Origin of the sequence: Magnetospirillum sp. (assembly GCA_027532905.1) — a bacterium.
Lineage (GTDB): Bacteria > Pseudomonadota > Alphaproteobacteria > CACIAM-22H2 > CACIAM-22H2 > Tagaea.
Genome location: JAPZUA010000001.1, coordinates 1,046,512 through 1,066,358, shown reverse-complemented (window position 1 = coordinate 1,066,358; position 19,847 = coordinate 1,046,512). Strand labels below are relative to the sequence as shown.

Annotated in this window: 18 protein-coding genes; 12 read left to right on the top strand and 6 right to left on the bottom strand. The window is 66.2% G+C overall.

Annotated features, from left to right (window positions below; all coding sequences use genetic code 11):
• The first annotated feature begins 24 nt into the window (after positions 1-24).
• The 6 genes from O9320_05175 to O9320_05150 are packed head-to-tail and all read left to right on the top strand — an operon-like array spanning position 25 to position 4,723.
• On the top strand, positions 25-849 hold the full coding sequence (locus O9320_05175; GenBank protein ID MCZ8310223.1) for a substrate-binding domain-containing protein: 825 nt from the start codon (positions 25-27) through the stop codon (positions 847-849).
• Entirely contained in the window at positions 846-1,661 is an 816-nt protein-coding gene (locus O9320_05170; protein MCZ8310222.1) for a molybdate ABC transporter substrate-binding protein, read from the top strand. Before O9320_05175 ends, O9320_05170 begins: the two co-directional genes overlap by 4 nt.
• A complete protein-coding gene (locus O9320_05165; protein ID MCZ8310221.1) occupies positions 1,658-1,864 on the top strand; it encodes a TOBE domain-containing protein in 207 nt (68 codons plus the stop codon). The genes O9320_05170 and O9320_05165 overlap by 4 nt, the downstream gene beginning before the upstream one ends.
• 3 nt (positions 1,865-1,867) lie before the next feature.
• On the top strand, positions 1,868-2,917 hold the full coding sequence (locus O9320_05160; GenBank protein ID MCZ8310220.1) for an iron ABC transporter substrate-binding protein: 1,050 nt from the start codon (positions 1,868-1,870) through the stop codon (positions 2,915-2,917).
• Positions 2,914-3,921: an iron ABC transporter permease gene (locus O9320_05155; protein MCZ8310219.1), complete on the top strand. Its 1,008-nt coding sequence runs from the start codon at positions 2,914-2,916 to the stop codon at positions 3,919-3,921. Before O9320_05160 ends, O9320_05155 begins: the two co-directional genes overlap by 4 nt.
• A gap of 10 nt (positions 3,922-3,931) precedes the next feature.
• On the top strand, positions 3,932-4,723 hold the full coding sequence (locus O9320_05150) for an ABC transporter ATP-binding protein (GenBank protein MCZ8310218.1): 792 nt from the start codon (positions 3,932-3,934) through the stop codon (positions 4,721-4,723).
• Here O9320_05150 and O9320_05145 read toward each other — a convergent pair.
• Positions 4,720-6,417, bottom strand: coding sequence for a hypothetical protein (locus O9320_05145; protein ID MCZ8310217.1), 1,698 nt, complete (start codon positions 6,415-6,417; stop codon positions 4,720-4,722). The genes O9320_05150 and O9320_05145 overlap by 4 nt on opposite strands.
• A gap of 134 nt (positions 6,418-6,551) precedes the next feature.
• Here O9320_05145 and O9320_05140 point away from each other — a divergent pair, with 134 nt between their 5' ends.
• Genes O9320_05140 through O9320_05120 form a run of 5 tightly spaced genes read left to right on the top strand, consistent with a single transcriptional unit; the run spans position 6,552 to position 13,544 of the window.
• On the top strand, positions 6,552-7,253 hold the full coding sequence (locus tag O9320_05140) for a hypothetical protein (GenBank protein MCZ8310216.1): 702 nt from the start codon (positions 6,552-6,554) through the stop codon (positions 7,251-7,253).
• A 5-nt stretch (positions 7,254-7,258) separates the two neighbouring features.
• Positions 7,259-7,774, top strand: a complete 516-nt coding sequence (locus O9320_05135; protein ID MCZ8310215.1) for a cyclic nucleotide-binding domain-containing protein — start codon at positions 7,259-7,261, stop codon at positions 7,772-7,774.
• Complete coding sequence (locus O9320_05130; protein ID MCZ8310214.1) at positions 7,771-10,842, top strand: CHAT domain-containing protein; 3,072 nt, start codon at positions 7,771-7,773, stop codon at positions 10,840-10,842. Before O9320_05135 ends, O9320_05130 begins: the two co-directional genes overlap by 4 nt.
• A gap of 10 nt (positions 10,843-10,852) precedes the next feature.
• Entirely contained in the window at positions 10,853-11,569 is a 717-nt protein-coding gene (locus tag O9320_05125; GenBank protein MCZ8310213.1) for a hypothetical protein, read from the top strand.
• 16 nt (positions 11,570-11,585) lie between these two features.
• Positions 11,586-13,544 (top strand): adenylate/guanylate cyclase domain-containing protein, encoded by a 1,959-nt coding sequence (locus tag O9320_05120; GenBank protein MCZ8310212.1) that lies wholly within the window; start codon positions 11,586-11,588, stop codon positions 13,542-13,544.
• Between the two features lie 3 nt (positions 13,545-13,547).
• On the opposite strand, the gene O9320_05115 is transcribed toward O9320_05120, so the two are convergent.
• Together O9320_05115 and O9320_05110 are read right to left on the bottom strand one after the other, a co-directional pair.
• The gene (locus O9320_05115) at positions 13,548-14,249 is read right to left on the bottom strand and encodes a SapC family protein (protein ID MCZ8310211.1); all 702 of its coding nucleotides are present in this window, start codon (positions 14,247-14,249) and stop codon (positions 13,548-13,550) included.
• A complete protein-coding gene (locus O9320_05110) occupies positions 14,246-15,043 on the bottom strand; it encodes an alpha/beta hydrolase (GenBank protein ID MCZ8310210.1) in 798 nt (265 codons plus the stop codon). The genes O9320_05115 and O9320_05110 overlap by 4 nt, the downstream gene beginning before the upstream one ends.
• 61 nt (positions 15,044-15,104) lie before the next feature.
• Here O9320_05110 and O9320_05105 point away from each other — a divergent pair, with 61 nt between their 5' ends.
• Positions 15,105-16,691 carry an ABC transporter substrate-binding protein gene (locus O9320_05105; protein MCZ8310209.1) on the top strand — a complete coding sequence of 529 codons (1,587 nt, stop codon included), beginning with the start codon at positions 15,105-15,107 and terminating at the stop codon, positions 16,689-16,691.
• A 30-nt stretch (positions 16,692-16,721) separates the two neighbouring features.
• On the opposite strand, the gene O9320_05100 is transcribed toward O9320_05105, so the two are convergent.
• The 3 genes from O9320_05100 to O9320_05090 all read right to left on the bottom strand — a co-directional run bounded on the left by O9320_05100 (position 16,722) and on the right by O9320_05090 (position 19,819).
• Positions 16,722-16,937 (bottom strand): hypothetical protein, encoded by a 216-nt coding sequence (locus O9320_05100; protein MCZ8310208.1) that lies wholly within the window; start codon positions 16,935-16,937, stop codon positions 16,722-16,724.
• Between the two features lie 70 nt (positions 16,938-17,007).
• Positions 17,008-18,723: an ABC transporter permease subunit gene (locus O9320_05095; GenBank protein ID MCZ8310207.1), complete on the bottom strand. Its 1,716-nt coding sequence runs from the start codon at positions 18,721-18,723 to the stop codon at positions 17,008-17,010.
• Positions 18,724-18,763: 40 nt separating this feature from the next.
• Entirely contained in the window at positions 18,764-19,819 is a 1,056-nt protein-coding gene (locus tag O9320_05090; protein ID MCZ8310206.1) for an extracellular solute-binding protein, read from the bottom strand.
• Positions 19,820-19,847: the final 28 nt, after the last annotated feature.

Genomic DNA, 19,847 nt, shown 5'->3' with positions numbered 1-19,847 from the left:
GCAGTGAAAGACACAGCGGTGAAGATGCGGCGCGTCGTATTGGCGGGCTTGCTGGCGTTGGCGGCGCTGCCCGTACAAGCGCAAGAACGCTTCATCACGGTCGCCTCGACGACGTCGACCGACCAGTCGGGCCTCTTCGGCCATCTGCTGCCGGCCTTCAAGCGCGACACCGGCATCGACGTGCGCGTCGTGGCGCTGGGTACTGGCCAAGCGCTCGATGTGGGTCGCCGCGGCGATGCCGACGTCGTGTTCGTGCACGACAAGCCGGCCGAAGAGCGTTTCGTGGCCGAAGGCTTCGGCGTGGCGCGCATCCAGGTCATGTACAACGATTTCGTCGTGATCGGCCCGAAGGCGGATCCCGCGCGCGTTGCGGGCCTCAAGGACGTCAACGAAGCCTTTTCCCGCATCCAGAAGGCGGCGGCACCCTTCGTGTCGCGTGGCGACAATTCGGGCACGCATGCGGCCGAACTGCGTTACTGGCAAAGCGCCAAGGTTGATCTTGCCGCCGCCAAGGGCGCTTGGTACCGCGAAGTGGGCCAAGGCATGGGCCCGGCGCTCAACACGGCGTCGGGCATGGGGGCCTACATCCTCGCCGATCGCGGCACATGGCTCAATTTCCGCAACCGCGGCGATCTCGCCATCCTCGTCGAGGGCGATGCGCAGCTCTTCAACCAGTACGGTGTGATCCTCGTCAATCCCGCCCGCCATCCCACGGTCAAGCAGGAGCTTGGCCGCACCTTCATCGAATGGCTGGCCGGCCCCAAGGGTCAGGCGACGATCGCCGACTACAAGATCGGCGGCGAACAGCTGTTCTTCCCGAACGCCGAAACGCCGCGGCCGCGCTCGTGAGGCGCGCAGTTCTGGCCGCATTGCTCGCGATGCTGGCCGTGCCCGCCGCAGCCCAGGAACCCGTCCGCCTTTATGCGGCGGGTTCGCTGCGCAGCGCTTTGACGCAGGTCGCCGAGCTTTACGAAAAGCAGACGGGCGGCAAGGTCGCGGGCACTTTCGGCGCGTCGGGGCTCTTGCGCGAACGTATTGCGGGCGGCGAGGCGGCGGAGGTTTTTGCCTCCGCCAACATGACCCACCCGCAGAGCCTGTCGGCCAGCGGGCAGGCTGGGCCGACTGTGCTCTTTGCGCGCAATCGGCTGTGCGCGCTCGTGCGGCCGGGGCTTGCCGCGACGTCGCAGAACCTGCTCGCCACGCTGCTCGACCCGGCAATCCGTGTGGGCACGTCGACGCCGGTCGCCGATCCGGCGGGCGACTATGCGTGGGCGCTGTTCGCCAAGGCCGAGCGCGTGCAGACCGGTGCGCGCGCAAGGCTCGAGGCCAAGGCGCTGAAGCTTACCGGCGGGCCCGGTGCCCCGCCGCCGCCGGTCGGGCGCAGCGTCTATGCGGCGAACATTGCCGACGGCAACGCGGACGTCTTCCTGGCCTATTGCACGGCGGCTGAAGAAGCCAAGCGCGAAATCCCAAGCCTGCAAATCGTGGCGATCCCGGCAGAGCTTGCAGTCGGCGCCGATTACGGGCTTGCGTTGCTGCGCGGGGCGCGTGCTGAGGCCGCGAATTTCGCGATGTTCATCTTGTCGCCTGCGGCCCAAGCCGTGCTGAAGCGCAATGGCTTCGACGCCCCGGGCTTGCCGCAGGAGGAGAGCGTTCCATGAAACTCAGTGCCCGCAACATGCTGCCCGGCAAGGTACAGGAGATCGTGCGCGGCCAGACCACGTCGCACGTGAAGATCAAAATTGCGGCCGGCATCGTCGTGACGGCTTCGATCACAAATGAGGCCGTGGACGAGCTCGCCCTCAAGAAGGGCGACAAAGTCTCGGCCATCGTCAAAGCCTCAGACGTGATCGTGGGGAAGTAGGCCGTGCGCATCTCGCGTCGTAAGGCGCTTGCGGGATTGGGTGCGGCATTCGCGATGCCGAATCCGCTCGGCGCGCAAGCCCGGACGCGCGAAGTCGTCGATTCGGCCGGTCGGCGCGTGCGCGTACCCGCGCGCGTTTCGCGCGTCTATGCGGCAGGTCCCCCGGCAAGCGTGCTGCTCTATGCGCTGGCCCCCGACACGCTCGTGGGCTGGACCTCTGCCTTCCGAGCGGCCGAGCGACCTTTCGTGCCGCAGCGTTATGCCGATCTGCCGGTGCTTGGGCGGCTGACCGGGCGCGGCAACACCGCCAATCCCGAAACGGTTCTGGCCCAGCGCCCCGATCTGATTTTCGACTATGGCACGATCAACGACACATACGTTTCGCTGGCCGACCGTGTGCAGACGCAGACTGGCGTTCCCTATCTGCTGGTCGATGGCGCATTCGGGAAAATGCCGGACGCGTTTGCGCTGCTTGGCGACATACTCGGCGAGTCGGCGCGCGGGGCCCAGTTTGCGGCCTTTGCGCGCGAAACGCTGGCCGACATCGACGCGCGCGTGGCACGACGACCCATGGCCCAGCGCCCGCGCCTCTATTTTGCGCGTGGGCCCCAGGGATTGGAAACCGGACTTGCGGGCTCGATCAATGTCGAGGCTATCGAGCAGATGGGGGCGACCAACGTCGCGGCATCGTTGGGTCGCGGCGGGCTTGCGCAAGTCTCGATCGAACAGGTGCTGCTGTTCGATCCCGACACGATCGTCGCCGTCGATCCCAATTTTTATGCCGGGGTCTTCGCCAATCCTTTGTGGGCGTCGGTTGCTGCCGTGCGGCGTCGGCGCGTGTTCCTGGCGCCGAACGTGCCGTTCGGCTGGGTCGACTTCCCGCCCTCGGTCAATCGGCTGCTGGGTCTGCGCTGGCTCGGGCGCGTGCTGTATCCGGACCTCTTCCCCGAACCGCTCGGCCCCATCGTCGCGGCGTTTTTCGAGATGTTCTACCATCGCCGCCCGTCCGACGCCGAGATCGCACCCTTCGTGCGCGCGAGCGAGCCTGCGTGAGAACGCGCGCGGCCTACGCATTTGCGATCCTGCTGCTGGTCGCCGCCGTGCTGATGGCGTTTTCCGTCGGGCGGTTTCCGATCCCGGCAGCGCACGTGCTCGAAGCCGCTTTCGCGCGCCTCACCGGCACGCTCTCGGGTCTCGATCCGGCCGTCGAGACTGTGCTTTTTTCGGTACGGGGACCGCGCGTGCTCGCGGCCTTGCTTGTCGGCAGCGCGCTCGCCGCCGCCGGTGCTGCCTATCAGGGGTTGTTCCGCAATCCGCTCGTCTCGCCCGATATCTTGGGCGTGTCGTCGGGGGCGGCCCTTGGGGCTGTCCTCGGCATCTATCTGTCGCTCGACGTGCTGACGATCCAGGCAATGGCTTTTGCTGGAGGGCTTGGTGCGGTTGCGGCCGTCTATCTTCTCGCCTCGCGCGTCGGCGGGCACGATCCGGTTTTGGTGCTTGTGCTCGCAGGCGTCGCGTTGGGCGCCCTGCTGGGGGCGGGCGTGTCGCTGCTCAAATATCTGGCCGACCCCTACAATCAATTGCCGGCCATCACCTTCTGGCTGCTGGGCAGCCTCGCTGCGGTCGATCGCAGCGACATGCAGGTTCTGGCGCTGCTGGTCGTTATGTCCTTGGTGCCGCTGTGGGCGCTGCGCTGGCGCATCAATCTCTTGTCGTTGGGCGACGATGAGGCGCGGGCACTCGGCGTCGAGACGGGCCGCCTACGTCTCGCCATCGTGGTCTGTGCCACGTTGGCGACGGCCAGCGTCGTTTCGGTCGCGGGCATCGTCGGCTGGGTCGGCCTCCTGATCCCGCACGTGGCGCGCCTGCTGGTCGGTCCGGATTTCCGGCGCCTGCTGCCGGTTTCGATTCTGCTCGGCGCCAGCTTTATGCTTGGGGTCGATACGGTGGCGCGCACGTTGATACGCACCGAATTGCCGCTCGGCGTATTGACGGCAGCCCTCGGCACGCCGGTGTTCGTGTGGCTTCTGGCCGCCACGCGCCGGCATTGGCAATAGGGCCGGGGCAATGAGTCTCGCAGCCGAAAATCTGGCCTTCGGTTTCGGCGCGCGGTTTGTTGGTCGCGACGTGACGTTGGCGCTCGCGGAAGGAACGGTCCTGTGCCTGCTCGGCCCCAATGGCGGCGGCAAGACGACTTTGTTCCGCACGCTGCTGGGCCTCATCCCGCCGCTTGCCGGTCGTGTGACACTCGACGGCACGGACATCAAGCGCCTGACGCGCGCCGACATTGCACGCCGCGTGGGCTACGTGCCGCAAGCCCAGCCCGGCTATTTCCCCTACACGGTCGAAGAGATGGTGCTGATGGGGCGCACGGCGCATCTGGGTCTGTTCGCGCGGCCGAGCGAAGCCGACCGGCAGGCTGCGCACGCCGCCTTGACGAGGCTGGGCATCGCCCACTTGGCCGACCGCATCTACACGCAGATCTCCGGCGGCGAACGCCAACTCACTTTGATTGCGCGTGCGCTGGCGCTGTCGCCCCGCCTGCTCGTCATGGACGAACCCACCGCGAGCCTCGATTTCGGCAATCGCGCGCGCGTGCTGGCGCAGATCGATGCACTCAGGGCCTCGGGCGTGGGCATCGTGCTGTCGACGCACGATCCCGACCAGGTCTTCGCGCACGGAACGCACGTGGCCCTGTTGCATGAAGGCCGCCTGCTGGCTTACGGCGCGCCTGACGCCGTCGTGACGGCGGCTTCGTTGCGCCAAGTCTACGGCATCGATGTCGAGATACTGACGGCCGCGCGCGGCGACGGTATTGCCGCCCGCGTGTGTTTGCCGCATGCGGAATCGCCGCTTTAGAAGCGCGCCGTGACGTCGAAATAATAGCGCGTCGGCTTGCGCCCTTCGGCAAGACCGGGTGCGCGCGTCAAAGGCTGGGCCGCTTCGAGCCCGGCGCTGAGCCAGCTAAGCGGCGCAAAGCGCGCACCCACGCCCGCCGAGGTCAGCGTCTGCCATTGCGACAGCGAACCGCGAATGCCGGTCCCGCTCCACACGCGGCCGTGGTCGTAGAACGTGTAAGGCTGCCAGCCCATCGTATTGAGATCGCCGTAGCGCAGATCGGCCGACATGGCGAGCGCTTGGCGACCGGTGATTTCCGAAGGATCGTAGCCACGCCCGAAGCGCGAGCCGCCGAGCGAGAATTCTTCGTTCGCGTAGAGCTTGCTCTTGCTGAACTGCCCCGCGCCCACCCATTGCAGCGAGAAATTCTCGGGCAGGATCTGGATGCGGCGCAGCTCGCCCGAGAATTTCGTGAAATTGGCCTGCGCGTCGTTGCGGCTGAGGCCGGCGGCCGCACCCTCCGTGCCGTCGAGGGCGGAGAAGCCGCGCGTCATGCCGCCGGTCAGGATTGTCGCCCCTTGCCAAAAGCCCACTTGCGTGTAGGTCGAGCGGATGTCGTAGGCGAGATATTTTTCGTCCGTCTGGACTTGGTAGGCGTCGGACACGGTCGCGAAGGTGAAGGTGCGCGACACGAAGGCCGACACGTCGACGCTCAGATTCTCGCGCCGCGACCGGATGATCGGATAAGAGGCGCGCGGCCCGTAGCGCAGCGCCTCGGTGTGCACGGCCGTTGCGCGCAGCGTGTGGCCGAGCCAGCCGGCCGAATAGGTCGTGTCCCAGCCGACCGTCAGCCCGTCGCCCCACAGCGGTTGGCTATAGCGAAAGCTGCCCTGGCGCATTTCGCGGCTGTCGCGGTAGGTCGGGATCGTCGTGAAGCCCAGCGTGATCTGCTCGGTCTGGTCGAGAAGGCCATTGAAGCTGACTTCGTTGGCGATCGTCACGGGCCCTTGGAATTTCGAGCCGCGATTGGCGATCGTCACGCTTGCTTGCACCGGCCGTTCCTGGATGCGGATCGACAGATTGGACGAGCCCGGGACCTGGCCCGGCGCCAGCGTTCCGGCAGCATCGACGCCGGCAAGATCGCCCGCCAAGAGCAGGCCGCGCTCGAGATCGCGCAATTTCGCGGGCCGGCCCTCGAGTGCGCGGCGCAGATAGGCTGCAATGCGCGCCTGCACGCCCGGGCTGCCGCCGTCGAAGATGATGTCGTCGAGATAGCCTTCGACGACCTGGATGCGAAACGTGCCGTCGCCCACGCGCTGGGGCGGCACGAAAACGCGCGTAAGCACGTAGCCGTCGGCGCGGTAGCGATCCTCGATCGCCTCCGCCACGCCCGAGATCGACGAAAGACCGGCTGATTGGCCGATCAGCGGCTGCGTAAAACGGGCCAGGGTCTGCGCATCGTAGGCGGTCGCACCTTCGACCACGATGCGCTCGATCGAAAAGCGCAGCTCGTCGACTGCGCGGCGGTCGGGGGCGCGCGGCTGTGCTGGGATCGTCAGGTCGAGTTCGACTTCCGGCACGCGGATCGGGGCACCCGGTAGGCGCGGCTCGGCCGACGGCGGAATCACAAGCTGAGCGACGGCAACCCCAGGGCCGAATACGGCGAGCGCCGCAAAGGCAGTGAGTACTTTCCTAAGGGCGCGCGAATCGGACATCGGGATAGTTAATTTCAATACACGAATGGTAGAATCGGTACAATCTCCGCGCATTCGTCTACCATATATGCTTCGTCGTGTCGGGCTTGCCGATCCGCCGCAACGGCGGTAATTGATGGGGATGGGGTAAGCAAATGGGAACAAAAATTCAGCGTGATCGTGCGATCGCACGGTTTTTGGTGGTCCTTGGCGCGCTGGCGATTGGGGCCAGCGCCGGTTATGCACAAGCACCCGCCCCCAATCGCCCGACAACGCCGCCTGCGACGGGTGCTCCAGCGACAGCCGAACCTGAATTTCGCCTGACCGGCTTCCGCTCGGCCCTGTTCGGCATGACGCCCGATCAAGTGCGCCAGGCCATCCGGCGCGATTTCTCGATCCCGGCCGACAAGATTGAGACGGCCGAAAACGGGGTCGAGCGCACGCAGATCCTGGCGATCACCGTCCCCGACCTGCTGCCTGGCAGCGGTCCGGTACAGGTCGCCTACGTGATCGGTTTCCGTACGCGTCAACTCGTCCAGGTGACCGTCACGTTCGGCGGGGCCGCCAATCCGCAGCTTGCACCGGCCACAGCCGTCGATCTTGCGCGCATGTTGCAAACCCATCTTGTGTCCGTGGGCTACAAGGCCGATACGGTCGCCGTCAATTTGGCCCAGCCCGACGGCACCGTGCTCGTCTTCCGCGGCGACGATACGCAAGGCCGGCGCGCGATTGCGGCCCTCGCTGGCGTCGCAGCCCCTGAGGGCCAGCGACCGGCGGTGCCGCCGACGCTGCAGATCTCGTATATCCGCGATCCGCAGAACCCGGACGTGTTCCAGATTCGCAAGGGCGATTTCTAGGCGCCATGTTCAAACGCACCTACCCGAAGGCCAAAGTCGTATTCAAAGAGGGCGAAGCCGGGTCGGAAGCGTTTCTGGTCGAAAAAGGCAAAATCCTGATCCTCAAAAAAGGCGTGGATGCCCCGATCATCGTGGCAAGCCTGGGACCGGGTGCCTTGTTCGGGGAGATGGCGATTCTCGACGGCGGCTACCGCATGGCGACGGCGGTCGCTGGCGAAGACACGATCTGCATCGTGATCACCAGCCAGCAGCTTACGCAGCGCCTGATGTCGCTCGACCCCGATCTCGTGCGCCTCATCAACTCGCTGATGGAATATTGCCGCTCGACCGTGCCGTTCGAGTCGCGCGCCAAAGCGGGATTGCCGCTCGACGAAACCGCCGCCGACCGCCATGCGCGCATGATGCTGCCGCCGCCGCATGTGGTCGAATCCTACGGCCTCAAGGATCCGATGATGAAGGCGCTCATGAACATGCTCTGCGACTACACGCGCCGGCGCTTGCCGCCGGCACCGGGCGCATGAAGCCCGTTTGGCGCCTCGCAGTCTGCGGGCTCGCGGTCGCATTGGCCGGCTGCCAGGCCATGGGCGGGGGGCCGAGTTTCGAAACGCCGGTCGGCACCGCCTTGTCGGGCGAGGCGTGTCGGGCGGTGCCCAACCGCGTGCAGCCCGATCTGCGCGAAATCTTTTGCGCCAATAGCCCGCGTGTCTACGGCTCGGCGCAGGCTTTGTCGGAATTGCGCAACGTGCCGCAAGAGCCGGACGCGCGCCGTGCGTTCCTGGCGCGCAGGTTCGAGACGAGTGCGCCGATCCGCACGCTCGGTTTGCGCGCGGCATGCAAATCGCCCGAATGGGTCGGTACTGACACGAACCTGATGGTCGCTGCCTGTTCGCTCAAAGACGGTGGTTGGCCGCTCGTTGCGGCGGCGATCGTGTCGGGCAATCGCTTGGCGGTCGCCGAGGGCCAGCCTGCCGCCTTGCCGGCTTTGGTCGAAGCGATGCGCCTGTCGCTGGGGGCCGCAGCACCGGGGCCGTTCGACGTCGCGATCCTCAAAAACCATCTTGAGGCGACGTTTGGTGCAGCGGTTGCCGGCAGCGATTCGGTCGGCGGCTACCAGGATCTCGTCGAGCTTGCGCGGCTCTACAACAGCGTCGGCAACAATGCGGGGGCCGAGGCCGCCTATCGGCGCGCGCTTGCGCTGCAGACGGCAGCGCTCGGCCCCGACCATCCGGGCACGGGCACGACGATGAGCTCGCTGGCGCTCGAAGTTTCGGCGCAAGGCCGCTTCGAGGAGGCCGATGCGTTGTTCCAGCGCGCCGAAGCGCTGATCCTGCGCTCGCCCGATCCCGGCGAGTATCCGCGCCTGCAGACCTTTCTTGCCCTGCACGCCGCCAACCAGCGCCAGTACGAGCGGGCGCTGGCGAGTGCGCGCGACACGATCCAGCGTCGACGTGCTTTGATCGAAACGCTGGGCGGCGGCATTCCGGCGAGCCTCGATGCAGGCGGCGGCGGCTCGATCTTCGGCAGTGCCGTGGTGCTGCAGGCCGAGCTTGCGCATGCGCTTCTGTTCGCCTCGTCGATGGCGCTCGAAACCGGCGACCTTGCGGGTGCCGAGTCCGCCGCCCTCGAAGCGCGCCGCATCATCGACAGCATTCCGGGGCTGCCGCCGTGGTGGCAGCCGCGCGCCTTGTCGCAGTTGGGCCAAGTGCTCGGTGCGCGCGGCGACTTCGTCAATGCCGAGCGCCTGCTTGCGGCTTCAGCGCAGCAGACCTTGCGCGTGTTCGGCGGCGGCTGGCCGGTGGCGCAAAGCCTGATGGCGCTGGCACGCGAGCAGAGCAACGACGGGCGCTATGCGGCCGCGATCGACAATTACCGCGACGCGTTCCGCATCGTGCTGGCGCAAGTGCCGGTGCGCACGCTGAATTTCGCGCAAGTGCGCCCGTTCCTCGAGGCAGCCGATGCGCAAGCCAAGCGCGATCCGGCTGCCGCAGGCGCTTTGCATGCCGAGATGTTTGCGGTCGCCCAATTGATGCGCGACGGTACGGCCGGGCGGGCCGTTGCACGCACGGCGCAGCGCCTGGCGCGCGACGATGCGCGTCTCGCCCCCGTCGTGGCTGCGCACGAAGACGCGTTGCGCAGCCGCGACCGTCTGGGCCTCGATCTTGCGGGCGAGCTCGGCAAGCCGACGGCTCTGCGCGATGCCGCGCGCGTGGCCAAGCTGCGCGCCGATCTCGCCGCCGCGACGGCCAAAGCTGCCGCACTCGAAGCTGACATCGAGCTTGCGGCCCCCGGCTTCTCGCGCCTCACCTCGCCGCAGCCGGTCGCACCGGACGAGTTGCGCGCCGCTTTGGGGCCGCGCGAAGCACTCGTTTTTTATCTGACCGGGCCGGACGGCGCGTTTGCGTTCCTCGTGCGCCGCGACGGCATCCAAGCCGCGCGCTTGGCGAGCGACGAAGAGCAACTCGCCGACCAGGTGCGCATCTTGCGCAACGCCTTCGAAATTCGCGGCCGCAGCGACGTCGCCCCGTTCGACGTGGCGCTGTCGCATCGGCTCTACCGCACCTTGCTGGGGCCGTTCGAGACGGCCTTGGCGGAGGTCGATCAATTGTTCGTCGTCGCCAACGGCGCCCTTGCGAGCCTGCCTTTCGCCGTGTTGGCGACGCAACCGCCGCAACAAGCGGCAGTAGCGGCCGGCGATTATCGGCAGACGGCGTGGCTGGCGCGCCGCATTGCGACCGCAAGCCCGCCGAGCGTGCGGGCTTTCCTGAATTTGCGTACGCTGGCCGCTCGCCCGGCGGCACCTGAGCCGTTTTTTGCGCTGGCCAATCCGGATTTCGGCAATCCCAATTCAGGGGGGGCGCCGCAAGGCAGCGGGGCCGCCAACGGGCTCGGTGCGCTCGCCGATGCGTGCCGTTCGGACGGCGCCGTACCCGCCGCAATGATCCGCGCCCTTGCCCCGTTGCCGGAGACCGCCGACGAAGTGCGCCGCGTGGCGGCTTCGCTGAATGCGGGGCCGAACGCTTTTTTGCTGGGTGCCAATGCCACGGCCGCCAATCTGCGCCGCCAGCAGCTCGAGCGCTACCGCGTGCTCTATTTCGCCACGCACGGGCTGCTGCCCGGCGAATTGCGCTGCCAAGCCCAGCCGGGCCTGGCGCTGAGCGCACCGGCCGGCGACGTGGCGGATCCCGCCGAAGACGGGCTCCTCGAGGCAAGCGAGATCGCCGCGATGCGGCTCGATGCCGATCTTGTCGTGCTCTCGGCCTGCAATACGGCGGCCTCGGGCGAACGGCTCGGCGGCGAATCGCTGTCGGGCTTGGCGGAAGCGTTTTTCTTCGCCGGGGCCCGCGGCCTTCTGGTCACGCACTGGCAAGTGCCTTCCCAGCAGACCGTGCAGCTCACAACCGGCATGTTCGACCGGCTCGGCGGCAACACGCGCGGCGGCATTGCGCGCGCCCTTGCGGCCTCGCAGATGGCGCTCGCCGACCAAGCCGCCAGCGCGCATCCGTTTTTCTGGGGTGCATTCGTGCTGCAGGGCGACGGTGCGGCGGCCCTCAGCGCCGAAACATTGCCGGTTGCACGCAATCCAAGCTAAACTCGCGATCATGCGTCGTATCGTTCGATCGCTTAGTGCTGCCATTGCAGTTTTCGTCGGCCTCGCCGGGGCGGCGACGGCGAACGAGCTTGTCGTGGTCGAAGCCAGAGGCATCGAATTGGCGCCCGGCGCCAAGATCGACGGCACCAAAGTGCTGGTGCTCACGGCCGGCCAACGCCTCACGCTGATCGCATCCGACGGGCGCTCATTGAAGCTGCGCGGCCCCTACGAGGAAGCGCCCGCTCCGGGTCAAGCGGCAACGGGCGGTGCCAATGTCGGCGATGCGCTCAAGAACCTCATGAACCAGCGCGTTGCGGGCACGGCCGCACTCGGTGTCGTGCGCGCGGGCGGCGAAGCAGTCGAACTGCCCGATCCGTGGGTGCTCGATGTGAGCCGCTCAGGCGCACGCTGCCTTGCGGGCGACGCTATTCCGGTGCTGTGGGGGCCGCGTTTTGCCGAGGCGACGGCGCTTGCGATCGAGCCTGCCGACCGCAGCTGGCGCGCGCGCGGCCAATGGCCGGCGGAGAGCGACCGTTTTGCGCTGCCCGCACGCATCCCGCTTGCCGATGGGCGCGGCTACGTGTTCGACGTCGGCGGCAATGCCGCCAATGTGGTGATCCACCGCATGCCCGCAAGCTTCAGCGATCCGCTGCTGCAGGCGGCATGGATGATCGAAAAAGGCTGCAACGACCAAGCGCGCGCATTGGCACGCGCCGTTGCTCCGTGAGCGCGCTCAAGCGCGCATGAGCGCCGCCGTCGTCTTGCGCCGCATCGGCGTTTCGTTTGCGATCGCGGTTTTGGCCGCGACGGTCGCGTTCGGCATCTTCCGGCTGTTTCCGTTCGTCGGCACGGCCGAGCGCTGGACGACCGACTATCGTATCGCAACCGTGACGGCGCCCGAGTCGCAGCATCCCGACATCGTGGTGGCGGCCATCAACGAAGAAACGCTGTCGTCGTTTCCGTACCGCTCGCCGATCGACCGCCGGTTTCTCGCCAAGACGATCGAAGCGCTTGTGGCCAAGGGCGCCAAAGCGCTGCTGCTCGACGTGCTGCTCGACCAGGAAACCGAAGAAGACAAGGACGACGAATTGCGCGCGGTCCTGGCCGCCCTCACGATTCCGTTCGCGATCAGCTACAGCGATTCGCCGCTCTACGTGACCGACGAACAGCGCGAGTATCTCGACGAATTCGTCGCCCCCGCATGGCGGGGCTTGGCCGACATCGAGCCCGACATTCGCGACGGCACGATCCGATTCGTGCCCCAGCCGCGCCAAGGCCACGACGGCACGCGCCTGCCCAACGTCGCGGCACGCCTCGCCGAGCGACTGGGCGTGGCGATCCCGGAATCGCGGCGCATCATCGCCTGGCGCGGCCAGCCCGATGCGCAGACGCCGCCCTTCCGCGTCTTTCCCTCGCACGCCGTGCCGGTGCTGCCCGATGCGTGGATCGCCGGCAAGATCGTGCTGCTTGGCGCCGATCTGTCGCTGACCGACCGCCATCGCACGCCGTTTGCCGTGGCCCGCGAAGGGCGCGAGGGGACCATCGCCGGGATCGTGATCCAGGCGCATATTCTGGCGCAGCTGCTCGACGGCCGCGTGGCACCCGAGGATCGCGCCCTCGTCCCGCTCGTTGCGACCCTGGCGCTGTTTGCGTTGATCGGGGCAGCGCTCGGTAATACGGGCGTGCCGATCTGGCTGCGCGCGACCGGTGCGGTCGTCGCGATCGCCGTGCTGTGGGTCGGCGCCTTCTATCTGTTCCGCGACCGGCAATTGCTGCTGCCGCTGATCGAGCCCGTTGTGGCTTTGGGCCTCGCACTTTGGCTGTCGGACGCGTGGTCGGGCCGTGCCGAGCGCCAGCAGAAGAAATTCATCCAAGGCGTGTTCAGCAAATACGTGTCGGGCGAATTGCTGCAGGAGATCGTCAAGGATCCCAAGAAGCTCGACCTCTCGGCAAGCCGCCGTCCGATGTCGCTGATCTTCACCGACGTGCAAGGCTTCACGACGCTGTCGGAGAAGCTCGAGGCGGCGCATCTTGCCGACATTCTCAATCGCTATCTCGATGGCGGCTGCCGCGAGATCTGGAAGTTCGGCGGCACCATCAACCAGTTCACGGGCGATGCGATCTACGCGATGTTCAATGCGCCCCGCGAGCAGCCCGACCATGCCAAGCGCGCTTTGCAGGCCGCCCTCGACATCGACCAATTCTCCGAACGCTTCCGCGCCGAGGAGCGCGCCAAGGGGGTCGATTTCGGCATGACGCGCATCGGCGTGCACACGGCCGAGGCGAACGTGGGAAATTTCGGCTCGCTCGACCGCTACGAATACAAAGCGCTCGGCGACGCGGTGAACACGGCGGCGCGCCTCGAGGGCCTAAACAAATATTTCGGCACGCGCATCCTGATCACGCAACAGACGCGCGACGCCTCGCCCGAGGTGCTGTGCCGCAAGGTCGGCGGCGTGATCGTCAAAGGCAAATCCGAACCCATCCACGTGTTCGAGCCGCTGACGGGTGCGCGTGCAACGGACGAAAACACGACGCTCTATCTGGCCGCGTTCGAACTCATGAAAAACGCCGATCCAGCAGCGCTCGCGGCGTTCGAGGATCTGTGCAAGCGCTATCCCGACGATGCGCTTGCCGAATACCATCTCGAGCGCCTGCGCGAAGGCGAGACGGGCGAAGTCTTCGCCATGGCCGAGAAATAGTTTTCAGGCGCGCGCGATCAGATTCTGCCAGGAATGGAACGACAGGAAGTGCGCTGCCGCCATGTCGAGCCAGCCGCGCTTGCGCCACTCGAGAAAGGTTTCGTCGGGCAGCGCTTCGAATTTGGCGCGGTCGATCACGCGGAACCCGCCGAGCGTCATCTTCTTGCCGCTGCGGGTTTCGATCTCGGCCCGGTTGTCGGCAAGCAGGCCCGCCGTCGCTGCGGCGGTCGCGAATTCGGCGGCCGCACGCGCTTGGATTTGGAACTCGCGGTTGAACTGCACGACCTGGTCGGTGAACGCGGTCGTGGTGCCGTCGACGTTGAACAGCCACGGCCCTTCGGCGTCGTCGAGCGCGTTCGCTGCTTCGTCGATGCACAAGACGAGCTTGTCGTCCTGCTCGGCGAAGGCGAACGGGTAGCGGCGCACGAAGGCCGGCACGTAGACGTCCGGCGCCCACTTGCCTTCGGCATCGACGAAAAGGTTTTCGCCCGTCTGCACGCCCATGATCGCGGCGATGCCGCCGGGCTCGGCTGCGGCGAAAACGAGCGGATAGTGGCGTGCTGCAATCCCCATTTCGCTCGCCCCCAGCGGAACCGCATTGGCAGCGCGCGCGAAGCGGAAATCGGCGACGGCGCGATAGCGCTTGGTGCCGTGGATCTCGGCCGCAAGGGGCACGGGCTTGCTGTAGAAGATCGGCGCTTTCATGGGGCGAGGAAGGCCTCTATCCGGCGATTGAATTCGGGTGCGATTTCGAAATAGGCCGAATGTCCGGCCTTTGCAAATTCAATGTGCCGACCTTGCGGAAAAGCGGCTGCAAAGGCAGCGCCCACCGGCGAGGCGAAGACCGGGTCCTTTTCGCCGCATGCGACAAGCACCGGCATGGCCAAACGCGCGGCATGGCCAAGCGGGCGCACACGGGCGGCAAACAGGCGTTTGCGCAGCGCTTCTTTGTCGAGCCCCTGCGACATCGCATCGATGCTGCTGTAGAGGAATTTGAGGTCGGGCCGGTCCAGGGCCATGGCTTCGCCCGCCGCCGGATGGATCGCAGCCGCGTTGAGGCGTTCGCGTTCGGCAGCGGCCCAAACCTGCCACGCCGCAAAAGCCTTCGGATCGGCCGCACTCGGGTCGAACGTGCCGCTCGTGGCGGCCAGCACAATCGCGCACACGCGCTTCGGGGCTTGCAGCGCAAATTCGACCGCTCCCCAGCCGCCCATCGACTGGGCGACGATCGCCATATCGTCGAGACCGAGATGGTCGGCAAGGGCCGCAAGATCGCCCGCATAGTCGGCGGGATCGGGCAGGCCGCTTGCGACCGTCGAAGGTGCGAAGCCGCGATGCGAAAACACGACGCAGCGCCAGGCGCGTTGGAAATAGGGAACTTGCTGCCACCAGGACAGCGCATTGCCGCCGAGCCCGTGCGCAAACACGAGAGCGGGCCCCGAGCCGAAGCTCCCGTAATGCACGTCTGCCCCCGGACGTTTCAGAATGCCTTGTTCCATTGCCTATCCCCCGCTTGCCCTATAAGCTATGTCTCATAAAGTTGTTCTGGGAGAAACGGCCATGTGGTTTCGGACACTCGCGGGGGTCGCCCTCGCTGGATTGGCGTTTGTTGGCCTCGTCGGCGTTGGAAGCGCTGCGGCGCAAGAGACGCCGCGACGCGGTGGCGAGCTGATTTTCGCGGTCGGCGGCGAGCCCGACACGACCGATTGCCATGCGGCGACGAATTTCGCGGTCATCCACCATCTCGCCCCGCATTATTCGACCCTGGTGCGCTTCAACGCGACCAAATATCCGGAAATTCAGGGCGATCTTGCGACGTCGTGGACCGTGTCGCCCGACGGCAAGACCTACAGCTTCAAGATCGCGCAGCCCGTGCGCTTCCACGACGGCTCGCCGCTGACGGCGGCCGACGTCAAAGCGAGCTTCGAGCGCATCCGCAACCCGACCGGTGGTGCGCGCTCGGCGCGGCGCGATCATTTCGCCGACGTGGCCGCGATCGAAGCACCCAGTGCCGACACGGTCGTCTTCCGCCTCAACAACGCCAATCCCGCGTTCATGACGTATCTCGCGGCGCCTTTCAATTGCATCTATTCGGCCGCCAAGCTCGCGCAAGATCCGGTCTATCCGGAGAAGGAAACGATGGGCTCGGGCCCGTTCGTGTTCGGCGAACGCGTGCGCGGCTCGCATTGGACCGGCAAGCGCTTCGACGGCTATTTCCGCCAGGGTCAGCCCTATCTTGACGGTTTCCGCGCCGTGACGATGAGCGGGGCGGCGATGCTGAACGCCATCCAAGGCGGGCAGGTGATGGCCGAGTTCCGCGGCATCAGCCCCGCCGAAAAAGCGCGTGTGTCGGGCCCGCGCGTGGCCTTCCAAGAAGAGTCGTGGCTCTCGGGCCTGATTCTGTCCTTCAATATCGAGCAGAAACCGTTCGACGATGTGCGCGTGCGTCGCGCGCTCAACCTCGCCCTCGACCGTTGGGGCTCGGTCGAATCGCTCTCTCGCGTCTCGCAGGTGAGTGCGGTGGGCTCGTTGCTGCGACCGGGCTACGCTTACGCGCCGACAGCGGCCGAGCTTGCCACCTATCCCGGCATGGGCCGCGACATGGCGCGCAACCGGGCCGAAGCGCGCCGCCTGCTGCAGGAGGCGGGCGTGCCCAATCTGCGCTTCGAGATCATCTCGATGTCGCTGCCGCCCTTCCCGACCGTGGCCGTGTGGGCGATCGACCAATGGCGCCAGATCGGCGTCACGGTCGAGCAGCGCCAGGCCGAGCGCGCGACCTACTTCGCCGCGCGCACCTCGGGCCAGTTCCAGGTGATGCTCGATTTCACGACCGAGTTCGCCGACGAGCCGAACTTCCAACTGCGGCGCTTCATCTCGATCGACCGCGTGCCGGGCTTCAACGTGTCGCGCCATCTCGACCGGCGTCTCGACGAAATCTTCGACGCCCAAGAGCGCGAGACCGATTTCGGCAAGCGCAAGGCGCTGGTGCGCGACTTCCAGATCCATACGTTCGATTTGGCCTACACGGTGCCGCTGTTCTGGTTCACGCGCATCGTGCCGCTCGCCGCAAATGTGCGCGGCTGGCACATCACGCCGTCGCATCTGCTCGGCCAGGATTTGGGCGGGGTGTGGCTGGCGGCGAACTAAAACGCTGTCGCCGGAGCCGACCGACTTTTCTTAGACGCTGATATCGACCGTCTGGCCGCGCTGGGTGCCAGCGGGCGGCGGCGGGGGCGCATCGGCGCGCGTCACGCTTTCTTGGTTCGCGGGCACGGTGTCGCGGCGCGTGATGCCGTCGCGCGTGGCGCTCGACGGGGCCGTCTGCGACGTTTCGGTCGGGCGCTGGGTCTGCGGCGTGCCGCCGGGTACGCTGTCGCTGATGCTGGAAGCCATCGAACTCTCCCGAAAACAAGACCCTTATCCTAGCGCAGCGGCCAAATCGCGCAAGAGATATTCGTTAACCCTATTTTGCCCAGACGCGGTCGAGCTTTACGAAGCGGTTGACGATCGCAAGCAGGGCGACGGTCGCCAGAATCAGCAGGGTCGAGACCGCGTGCACGGTCGGCTCCAGGCTGAAACTCGCCTCGGCGTAGATGCGCACCGGCAGCGTGGTGAGCCGCGCGGTGGTGAGGAACGAGGTGACCGTCACCTCGCCGAACGAGATGAGGAACCCGATGATGCCCGCGACCGCCAGGCCCGGTGCGAGATTGGGCAGCACGATCAGGAAAAATACGCGCACCGGGTTTGCCCCTAGCGAGGCTGCCGCCTGTTCGAGTGCGGTGTCGAGCTGCAAAACCGAGCTGCGCAGCAGCGAAATCGCAAACGGTACGATCAGCACCACATGCACAAGCAGCAGCCCCATGAACGGCGGGATCGCGATATACCATTGCAGCAGCCGCAGCATGCCCACGCCGATCGCGACATGCGGCAGCGCGAGCGGCAGCATCCAGAAAGCCTGCACGGCACCGCGCCCCGGATAGCCGAAGCGCACGAGCACGAAGGCGGCCGGCAGCGCCAAAGCGAGCGCGCAGGCGACGGAGGCGGCGGCGAGCTGTGCTGAAATCTCGAAGGCGCGCAAATACGATCCGACCTCGAAAACGGCCGCGTACCATTTGAACGTAAAGGCGCGGAAACCCGCCACGCTCGCCTGCGGCACGTCGTTGAAGGACTGCACGGCCACGAGCATCAGCGGGAACAGCAGCAAGAAAATGCCGAGAGCGAGCAGCGCATGCCACAGCGCTTGGCCGCTGATATCGGCCACCCGCACCAGCACGCGTTCGAATGCGGCGGGCAGGGCAAGCGACGCGCGCCGCGGCCCCTCGGGAGTCAGCCACGGCGAGAAGCGGCGCACGATGCGCTCGGCCAGGAACGCGAAAGCGATGCCCCAGGCGAGCATGATCATGGCAAGGGCGGCGGCCGTCGGCGCATTAAGATTCTGCAGCGCCTCCTGCCAGACGATCATGCCGGTGGTCCAGACCTTCTTGCCGCCAAGGATCGTCGCCGACACGTAGGCGGTCGACGACAGCAGGAACACGATGGTGACGCCCGCGCGCAAACCCTGCAGCGACAATGGCAAGGTCACCGCAAAAAAGATGCGCGCGCGCGAGGCCCCCAGCGATGCGGCGGCCTCTTTGAGGCGGCCGTCGAGATTGGCGAGCGAGTCGTAAAGCGACAGCACCATGAACGGCAAAAACACCTGGATCAACGCGATCGCGACGGCGAAATGCGTGAACACATAGCCTTGCGGGCGCGCGAGCCCGAAGGGTCGCAAGGCGCTGTTGAACAGCCCGTCTGGGGCGAGCAGCAGCACGATGCCGAGCGAGCGCACGACGACGTTCGTGAGAAGCGGAATCAGCACGACAGCAAACGCAACCGAGCGCCAGCGCGGCGGCAAACCCGCCAGCCACATGGCGAGCGGATAGCCGAGCACGACGGCCCCAACGGTCACGCCCAAGCCGAGCAGGATCGTCTCGGCGATGATGCCGAGGAAGTAGCGGTCGCCGAGAATGTCGGCGAATTGTTTGAAAGACGGTACGAGCGACAGGGCCGCAAACGGATCGGCTGTTTCCTGCAGCGACAGCAGGGCAACGACGACCAAGGGAGCGGCGAAGGCGACGGCAAGCCATGCCGTCGCCGGAACCGAGAGGAGAACGCCCAACCAAACGCGGTCGCGAGTCATATCGTCGTGGTCCTTCCGCGCTTGGCTGGACGGTGTTTCGTCAGCCTGCGATTTCGCGGTTGTAGCGCGAAGACCACGTCGATTGCTGGTCTGCGACGTGCTCCCGATCAAAGTCGACCAGCTTTTTGACGTCGTCGCCGATTACGAGCTTCGGTCGGAGATCGGCCGGGATCGTGAGATTGCTCACGGTCGGCGAATAGTAGATCTCGCGTGCGTAAGCAAGCTGGCAGGCTTCGCCCAAATGCAGGTCGATAAAGGCTTCGACCAACGCTTGCTTCGTCGTGCCAACCGTGGGGCACGCGACGTTCTGCGCCAAGGCCTGACCCTCGATCGGCGATGCGATCTCGATGTTGGCATTGCGCGTTTCGGCGTAGCTGCGCGTGAAAGAGCCGAACTCGATCGAGATATCGGCGACCCCCTGGTCGAACATCGTATAAAGCTGGTCCTGGCTGCCCTGAATGGCCGCAAACGGCTTCAACTCGCGGATCTTCTGGAATCCAATGTCGATATTGCGTTCGGATCCGCCCCACACTTTGGCTGCCATGAGAAGTGCCGACTCGCCTTGCGCACCCGGATAGCTCGGCCAAGCGATGCGGCCCTTCCATTCGGGCTTCCACAAATCTTTCCACGACGAAATCGAGCCCTTGCGCTTGTCGTAGACGATCGTAACGGGATTGAAGGCGACCCCGTAGCCGCCGAGCTTGGCCGGCTCGTAGAGGAACTTCGCGTTCGGCACACGGTCGAGGGCGGGCGCTTGCGTGACCCCGTCTTTGACCGCTTTGCGGCTTTCGGAGATGTTCAGATAGAGCAGGTCGAAGGACGGCCGGCCGCGCTCTTGATATGCGCGCGCGCGCCGCTCGGGCGTGCCGCCGAGCACGTAGTTGATCTTGACGCCGTGCTTCTCTTCGAGCGGGCGCACGATGTGCTGGCGCGTGATGCGTTCCTGCGCGCCGCCCCAGATACCGACGACGAGCTCGTCGCCGCGGCGGATCTGCGCCACGGCATTGAGGCCGAAGATCGCGGGTGCCGCGAGCGTGGCGGCACCGGCCCCCAGCAGGGCCGTGCCGAACTGGCGACGGTTCAGATGTTTTTTCATTGTCGGACTCCTCTTTCTTTGAAACGAA

Bases quoted from the DNA above. Each gene is read 5' to 3' on its own strand.
- O9320_05175 (MCZ8310223.1), top strand. From the start codon at position 25: ATGCGGCGCGTCGTATTGGCGGGCTTGCTGGCGTTGGCGGCGCTGCCC.
- O9320_05165 (MCZ8310221.1), top strand. From the start codon at position 1,658: ATGAAACTCAGTGCCCGCAACATGCTGCCCGGCAAGGTACAGGAGATC.
- O9320_05150 (MCZ8310218.1), top strand. From the start codon at position 3,932: ATGAGTCTCGCAGCCGAAAATCTGGCCTTCGGTTTCGGCGCGCGGTTT.
- O9320_05145 (MCZ8310217.1), bottom strand. From the start codon at position 6,417: ATGTCCGATTCGCGCGCCCTTAGGAAAGTACTCACTGCCTTTGCGGCG.
- O9320_05140 (MCZ8310216.1), top strand. From the start codon at position 6,552: ATGGGAACAAAAATTCAGCGTGATCGTGCGATCGCACGGTTTTTGGTG.
- O9320_05135 (MCZ8310215.1), top strand. From the start codon at position 7,259: ATGTTCAAACGCACCTACCCGAAGGCCAAAGTCGTATTCAAAGAGGGC.
- O9320_05130 (MCZ8310214.1), top strand. From the start codon at position 7,771: ATGAAGCCCGTTTGGCGCCTCGCAGTCTGCGGGCTCGCGGTCGCATTG.
- O9320_05125 (MCZ8310213.1), top strand. From the start codon at position 10,853: ATGCGTCGTATCGTTCGATCGCTTAGTGCTGCCATTGCAGTTTTCGTC.
- O9320_05120 (MCZ8310212.1), top strand. From the start codon at position 11,586: ATGAGCGCCGCCGTCGTCTTGCGCCGCATCGGCGTTTCGTTTGCGATC.
- O9320_05115 (MCZ8310211.1), bottom strand. From the start codon at position 14,249: ATGAAAGCGCCGATCTTCTACAGCAAGCCCGTGCCCCTTGCGGCCGAG.
- O9320_05110 (MCZ8310210.1), bottom strand. From the start codon at position 15,043: ATGGAACAAGGCATTCTGAAACGTCCGGGGGCAGACGTGCATTACGGG.
- O9320_05105 (MCZ8310209.1), top strand. From the start codon at position 15,105: ATGTGGTTTCGGACACTCGCGGGGGTCGCCCTCGCTGGATTGGCGTTT.
- O9320_05100 (MCZ8310208.1), bottom strand. From the start codon at position 16,937: ATGGCTTCCAGCATCAGCGACAGCGTACCCGGCGGCACGCCGCAGACC.
- O9320_05095 (MCZ8310207.1), bottom strand. From the start codon at position 18,723: ATGACTCGCGACCGCGTTTGGTTGGGCGTTCTCCTCTCGGTTCCGGCG.
- O9320_05090 (MCZ8310206.1), bottom strand. From the start codon at position 19,819: ATGAAAAAACATCTGAACCGTCGCCAGTTCGGCACGGCCCTGCTGGGG.